The following is a 7,129-nucleotide window of genomic DNA, read 5'->3' as shown; positions in this document are numbered from 1 at the left end:
CTCCGGGCGAAGAGCCGGCGACCGCCGACGTTCTGATTGCCATGGAGGAGACGAAGCCATGGAGGGTCACCGTCGGTTACGAGAATAGTGGGCCGGAACAGGTGGGAGAGGATCGCGTTATCTTTGGAGCCTTGGGGATCACCAGGAACGAGCATATTCTGGCGTGGCAGTCGGTCGTGGGGGCTCCGATCTCATCGATGAAGGCCCACGCGCTTCACTGGGAAATTCCGTTTCACCATCTCCACCAGAGCCTGATTCTGGATGCGGGATACGCGGAGGTTTCCAGCCTGGCACTTTCGCCGGTCGCGCCCGGACGATTCAACGTCGTCCAGAACGATGGTTACTCATGGTCCCTCGCGGCGGGGCAGCGCTTTCTCCTGCCGGCCCCGAATGGCTGGAGGCAGAGCCTGACGGCCGGAGTGGAGGTCAAGGCGACCGACCAGTTTGTGCTCTTTGGCGCGTTTCGGGTGGCCCCGGGTGAGGTGCGATTCGTGCAGGCCAAGGTCGACTACGAGCTGGGGAAACAGTGGGAGAATGGAGCTTTCGCGATGAACGCCTCCTTCATTGCCTCCCCAGGGGGGCTGATGAATGGCAACGATGATGCGGACTTCCAAGCCTACGATCCCCGAGCCGATGCCCACTACCACATTGCCCGTCTGGGAGGGGTGGGGTGGTGGTCTCCGGGTGGCGATTGGCGACTCCTGCTGCGAGGTCAGGGCCAGTGGTCGGATTCAAACCTGCTGCCAGCGGAACAGATCGCGATTGGCGGGGCAAAGACGGTGCGCGGGCTTACGGAGCGCCAGTTTTTCGCCGATAATGGCTGGAATATGAGTTTCGAGACCTACACGCCGTCCTGGTCGCCGTGGGATCGCTGCCAAATGCGTTTTCTCGGCTTCATGGATTACGGCTGGTTGAAAAATAAAGACGGCCTTTCGCGGTCCTTCAGCAGCACCGGTCTGGGTGTCCGAATGAGCTTCACCGAGAACTTTGATCTCTGGGCGGATCACGGCTGGCGGCTGGACAACCCCGAAAACCACAGTCATGTGGGCATCACGCTGACCTTTTGAGGTTCCGTAATATCCTTGATTCTTTAAGGAATTGTAGTCCGGATCATCAGGATTTTAAAAAAATACACAAAATTTGGAAATCGGGGAATCTGGACTGCGATTGGTTCAGTAATGACGAGTTCATCCCCAACCCAAGTTCACCACACGGTCGGAAACGATCTGGGGGGAACGCAACGTCCGAGCGGTCAGCTTGGGTGGGGTGACCTCGCCCTTTCCGATTTCGGCAACTGCCGCCGGGAGGACAAAAATTTTCGACAGCTGACCCGATCGATGGGGGAAGCGGAGTTGAGTTCCGAAAAGTTCGCCAAACAAAAGGTCGGGGGGCCTTTTTGCAGCGAGCGGAACCTGCGCTCCGTCATTGATCAATATCAGCGGACGGGAACGATCGCGAAACAAGTCGGGGGGCTTGAACTCGCATCGGACCCAGTTCTTTCCAAGGTAATCGGCAACGTAGTGTTCATCAAACAGCTGGAGCCGGGGGGCTCCAATTGACGATCGCCTTTCGGGGCGGAATTAGTTGACCGACAAAAAAAGGTCCGGGTTTGCGCTTCTTGGGGAAGCAGTGCAGCTCGGCCTTTTTGTTTTTACCCATCCGCATGGCGACGCGGCGCGTTGATTGAGAGCGCGGGTTCTTACAGAAGGAAACGAAGATCACGAAGCGAAGATCGAGGGGAAGTGCTTGTGGAGTGGAAAAGAGAGGCGGACTTTGGAAGTTCGTTGTGTGTTAGAGGAGGCGATGGAAGTGGGAAGCTTACCTCGTAGACGGGTGACAGCCTTGGGGTGAGGCGGAAGAAGTTAAAAACTCCTTCTCCATATTTAGCCGATTGGAGCAGACGGCGGTGGAAATCCATCCAATCATCAAAAAGGTTCATCGGCAGGGTGGGTTCATGATAAACGACATGTGTCTCATCGAGTTATTCATGCGTAAGATAAGGCAGGATACGCCTTGCTGGTTCGGATCAGAAGATATTGTTTCGACGCAAATGAAAACGAAGTTGTCGTCAGCATTTTATCCTCACGGCCAGCACGTGGCCAGCACGTGGCCAGCACGTGGCCAGCACCCGGCCTGCTTTGGGCGTTGATCGCGATGATTTTGGTGGTGATTCCCTCGACAGCTTCCGGCGTTGAAACGCCGGTATTCATCCCTTCAGCAGTTGACTCGGCCACGGCCTTGGATGTCCAAATCTCCTGCGCGACGCCCTCCGCAAGCATCCGCTACACGCTCAATGGCGAAGATCCCCAATTAGGTGACCCGCTTATTCGTTCAGGGGGCGTGGTGCGCCTTGCCAATAGTGCTACCCTGAAAGCAAGAGCGTGGGCTGGTGGCGCGCTTAGTGACGTCGCAGAGGAGGATTACCGGATCACCGGGGCAGTGGCCTTCGGCAAGCAGCATGGTCTCTCGTTGAGTCGTGCTGGCAAGCTCTGGTCGTGGGGCTATCAAGCGAATGGACGTCTTGGCAATGGGCAGACCTCCGGAGTTGCGGTAAAAGATCCTGTTAGAGTGCTTGCTCCCGGTGGAATGGGCAATTTCGATGACGCGATTGGAGTTGCCGCCGGTTTTGAACATAGTCTGGTGATCGCTTCCGATGGCGCGGTCTTCGGATTTGGTCGCGGGGGATTTGGACAACTGAGGAATGGCTCGACCAGCGATGCCAGTGTTGCCGTTCAGGCTGTCCGTGACAGTGCGCTGGGGCCCGCCTTGTCGGGTGTCACCAGTATCGCTGCCGGGGAGCATTTTTCGTTGGCTGCGCTCGATTCCGGAGAGGTCCTTGCGTGGGGTCTTGGGAACAATGGTCGCCGGGGAGATGGGACTTCGAATGGGAGCCGGTCTTTTGCACTGCCCGTGGAAAGAGGCGACGACCCTCTGTTTCCCGCGCTCTCGGGAATCCTGCGAGTGGTCGCGGGTCCGGATTTCGGGCTGGCGCGTGAACCCCATGAGAATGAGGCGATCGGTGGTGCCGGAGGCGTTTGGGTCTGGGGGCTGAATAGCAAAGGCCAACTCGGAACGGGCAATACGAGCAGTCCGACGCGGGCCTTGCCCATGCTGTCGGCAGCAAATACGCCGCTGACGGATGCCTGGAGCATCTCCGGTGGAGAAAGTCATAGCGCCGTCGTCCGGTGGAAGGACGGCGACCCGAATCTGCAAGGAACGGTCTGGTGCTCAGGCAGTGGGTGGCAGGGACGCCTGGGAAATGGCGTGAGCAGTCTGAGCTACACCGCGCTCTACCCGGTTCAGGTGCTCAAGGAGGATGATTCTCCGCTGGAGAACATCGTTCAGGTCGCGGCCGGTGCCGCCCATACCACAGCGGTTGATCTGGATGGCAATGTTTGGGCATGGGGATCGAATGCCTACGGTCAGCTGGGTAACAATTCGCAAACCCTCGCAACGAAAGCCGTGCAAGTCTTGTCGGAGGAAGTCGATCCTGTGACGGGACTGCCGGTGCCTCTCACTGGCGTCGTTGCCGTCGCGGTGGGAGGGACTGGGGGAAGCGGATCGAGCATGGCCTTGGATTCCGCTGGCGAAGTCTGGGTCTGGGGCCGAAACAATCTTGGCCAACTCGGCAACGGCGAGCAGGTGGTCTGGGGAGCGACGAAGCTGGCGATCCAGCATGAAGAAAACCACGTCGATGAAGGAGCGCCATCCGTCTCACTGGTGGCAACGGTCACCGAAGCAGTTGCTCCGGGTGAAATCAGCTTTACGGCGACACCTGGTCACTCTGGTTCAGGGGGATTGGCGAATGTTGACCGGATCGAATACTTTCTGAATGGAAACCTGGTGGCCACCCTCTTCTCAGCCCCTTGGACGACTGCGGTTTCCAATCTGCCGGGAGGAGATCACCACGCTTTTGCGCTTGTCTACGACACTGCAGGCGTCAGCGCGATGTCGACGTCGTTCTCACTAACGATCAATCCATTCGAAGGTGATGATCCTGATGGAGACGGACTTTCCACCACGACCGAACTCAACGTCACTTTCTCGGATCCCTACAATCCGGATTCGGATGACGATGGGATGAGGGATGGCTACGAGGTCTATCATGACTTTCCCGTGATGTCGAAGGCTCTTGGGACCGTCGACGGGCCTGACGGGCATGCGGATAGCGACGGAATATCAAACTTGGAGGAGCAAGCTCAGGGAAGCGGAGCAAAGATGGCTGGAGACTATTTTTCAGCGATTGATGTTTATATCGGAACCCTGAGGTGGTTTGGATGCCGGGGGGTCTGGTATACGGTGCAATATTGGACAGCGCCAACGGGGTGGATCACTGTGCCCTTTGGCTTTCATGGCAACGATAACGAGTTGGTGTTTGAGCTTCCTTGGATTACCGGGCCAATCCCTTCCAGCGCCTTCGCAAGGCTATCTTTCGGGCACGAAGATACCTTCGACTTCGATAACGACGGCCTGACGGCAGCGGAAGAGCGTCTCTACAAAACCGATCCGACCAAGTGGGACACGGATGGTGACGGATATTCCGACGGTGCTGAGGTTGGGAATGTGCCTCCGGGAGGAGGGGGTTCGGTAGGGAATGATCCTCTCGACCCGGCCGACAGTCCGAAGATCGAGTGGGTGACATTGACAGGGGATTTGGATGAGGATGTTCCGAAAGTGAGAACCCGAGAAGTGGTTATTCCTCGTGGCCAATCTAGATTAATCGTGGTCGCGGTCGCAACCGATGAGTATCCGAAATACACCGATCCAACCTACGTTCACGATGAAGGGAAGGAGTTCCACGATCCTGTAAGTTGGACTGTTTCCGCAGCAGGCCAGCCATCTCTTTCGAACGGCTACACGGTTGATCAGCTGGATTCTGAATTCGACGAAGTGCCAGAGGGATTCGGGTTGGAGGGATTTTCGCCCGCACTCATCAAGGACCAAGCATTGTATAGTGCGCCTGATACCGAGCCGTTGGTTGTAACGATCACATGCACTGCGGAAAACAAGGACGATGGGACCCACCCGAGCACCGTCCTCGTTGGTCTTCTTCCAGTTTCAATTTCAGAGATCGAGTTCTCTGGGGACAAATACTGGGAGCTTTGGTCAGACAAAGGGGACGAAAGCAAGCCCGGCGGGACAACCTACAAGGCACCTCACTGGACTAATTTCAATCGCGATTCGGATCCATTGGATGTCGGGGAGGTCAACTATCCAGTTGCCTATACTCGTGCCTCTTCGCCGAAGTTGATGGTTAGAATCGAGATCGAGCTTCCTGAGGGATCAGGCTTGGTTCCTCAAATAAAGGCTCAGGCTCCGGGAGCTGTCGCTTTGCCAGCTACGGAGATGCAGGAGTCTTCCAGCTCTGAATCGGTCTGGGAACTGCCTGTTCCAGTGGCTAGCGGCACGTTGCCTAACGTCGTGAAATTCTACAGCGCACAGGCTCCCGGGCCTCAGTTCGACCTCTTCTGGAGCATCAAGCTTCGGGATGGAGACGCATGGCTACCTTTTCAGTCAACCTACCATACGGTCTACGTGACATTTGCCGATCCGGTAAATACTGTTCCCGGAGATCAGCGTCCGGAGGTTCTCCAGGAGACCCTGTTCAATATCAGCTGTCGAAATGCTGATGGGTTATCATCGAATCAGAATAATGCGATTGTCGATGCGATCTATGAAGAATTTACTGATCAGAAGGTTGCGCGGGTAGTGCCTACGATGGGAATACTTCGTGATGAAGTGCTGAGTTATTATGGATCTGAAACACCAGATTGCTCGGCATCGACCGATCTTCTCGCAAGTGATAAAGGTGATGGGAGTTGTGGTGCTTTTGCAGGGCTCTTTACTCACTCAGTGCGAGCACAAGGAATCTTCGCAACCATGGTAAAAATTGATGCGATCAATCCTGCAAAAATTCTGTTGGTGAAGAATTGGCATTTTGTAGACCCTCCAGATAATCCCGGAACTGAGTTTCCGTATACGATTGGAACCTTTGCGCGCGAGATAGGTGGAATATCTGCGCAGGGTAACGAGGAGCCTGGATCTAGTTTTAATACTCACGTGATCTCGATTTTTGATAATCACCTTTACGATCCTTCCTATGGGACTCCGGGAATCCCACCGAAGGCAGGAGCTGCGGACTATAAGGCATATGAGGACTCATCGTTTGATGGGTTTGCAAAGGAATTCACTTCACCCAACAAGAGGGCCAGAAAGAACAATGTAGCGGCGGGATCAGCTGTTGAAGTTCAGGCAACTCCGGTTGCACCGGATGCTCCATGAAAGCTAAAATAAGAAAACTGTTTGTCGCCGTTTTAGCCGTGTTTTTCAGCACGTCGTCGTGGGTTTTTCTGAAAAATCGAGATGAGTCAGCTTCAACGGAAGAAACGCCTGCTGAGCAAAGCACGCCCTTGGGGGTTCCTCAAAGGGAAACCCTCGATCAAGGAATCTCGAATGGCGGAGAAAAGTCTAAGCAAGAGTTGGTTCAAGTGCTGATCGAGGATCTTGACGAGATAGCCCGCCCTGATCTCGATGAAGCCATCGCAGATTCAGAAGCGGGGCTACTTCGGTCGAAAAATATTGGGATTAGGGTAGGGGAGGTGAGAGTGAGGGACGCTTCCCACGCGCGGGAGGTTTTGCTAGATAGGGGAATATTAAATGCATCACTAGGACCATGTTTTCTGGTGGAAAGCGACAGCCACTTCTTCTTCTCGGGGCTTTATCGGATTGACTTTGATAAGAAAGGAGAAGTTGATCTAAAATTCCGGATTAAAGACCCTTTTAAATGGGGATGGGCGGTAAGAAAGCATGACGGTGAAGTTTTTAGATGGAATGTCTTGCTGGATTCTGAGAACGGAAAAATTGTAAAAGGCATTAGGCAGGAAGCGTTTAGACTGGAGGAAATCGACACGTCGAATTAGCCGCAACTTAGGGGTCAGCCAAACTTAGGAGTCAGTCATGAATGGCGCTGTGTTTTAAGGGTCTGTTTTAAGGGTCAGTCAAGAATGGCACGTGATTAAGCGGCTTTTCGATAGGTCGATTTGTGTGGAATTTCTTTGAAAACGTGGCGGGGGGCGGTCAGCAACTGGAAGGGTTTGGGTCTTCGTTTCATCGCTCTGGGTTCGAGTCG

4 protein-coding genes are annotated in these 7,129 nt (G+C 54.8%); 3 read left to right on the top strand and 1 reads right to left on the bottom strand.

All coding sequences use genetic code 11. From position 1 onward, the window contains the following. Positions 1-1,067 (top strand): ShlB/FhaC/HecB family hemolysin secretion/activation protein (locus WBG04_RS21580; RefSeq protein WP_424316879.1); only part of this gene is annotated, 1,067 nt, incomplete at its 5' end. A gap of 918 nt (positions 1,068-1,985) precedes the next feature. Here the strand turns inward: WBG04_RS21580 and WBG04_RS21575 are convergent. Further along, positions 1,986-2,279, bottom strand: coding sequence for a hypothetical protein (locus WBG04_RS21575; RefSeq protein WP_424316883.1), 294 nt, complete (start codon positions 2,277-2,279; stop codon positions 1,986-1,988). On the opposite strand from WBG04_RS21575, the gene WBG04_RS21570 reads away from it, so the two are divergent. Then, on the top strand, positions 2,164-6,282 hold the full coding sequence (locus tag WBG04_RS21570; RefSeq protein WP_424316881.1) for a chitobiase/beta-hexosaminidase C-terminal domain-containing protein: 4,119 nt from the start codon (positions 2,164-2,166) through the stop codon (positions 6,280-6,282). The two genes, WBG04_RS21575 and WBG04_RS21570, sit on opposite strands and share 116 nt — an antisense overlap. Beyond that, positions 6,279-6,920, top strand: coding sequence for a hypothetical protein (locus tag WBG04_RS21565; protein ID WP_424316878.1), 642 nt, complete (start codon positions 6,279-6,281; stop codon positions 6,918-6,920). The genes WBG04_RS21570 and WBG04_RS21565 overlap by 4 nt, the downstream gene beginning before the upstream one ends. The last annotated feature ends 209 nt before the right edge of the window (positions 6,921-7,129 follow it).

Source organism: Haloferula sp. (genome assembly GCF_049672945.1).
Lineage (GTDB): Bacteria > Verrucomicrobiota > Verrucomicrobiia > Verrucomicrobiales > Akkermansiaceae > Haloferula.
Note: the sequence above shows the minus strand (reverse complement) of the source record. Positions and strands in the feature narration are given on the sequence as shown.

Excerpts from the sequence above, each read along its gene's own strand:
- WBG04_RS21575 (WP_424316883.1), bottom strand. The coding sequence starts at position 2,279 with ATGCTTGCGGAGGGCGTCGCGCAGGAGATTTGGACATCCAAGGCCGTG.
- WBG04_RS21565 (WP_424316878.1), top strand. The coding sequence starts at position 6,279 with ATGAAAGCTAAAATAAGAAAACTGTTTGTCGCCGTTTTAGCCGTGTTT.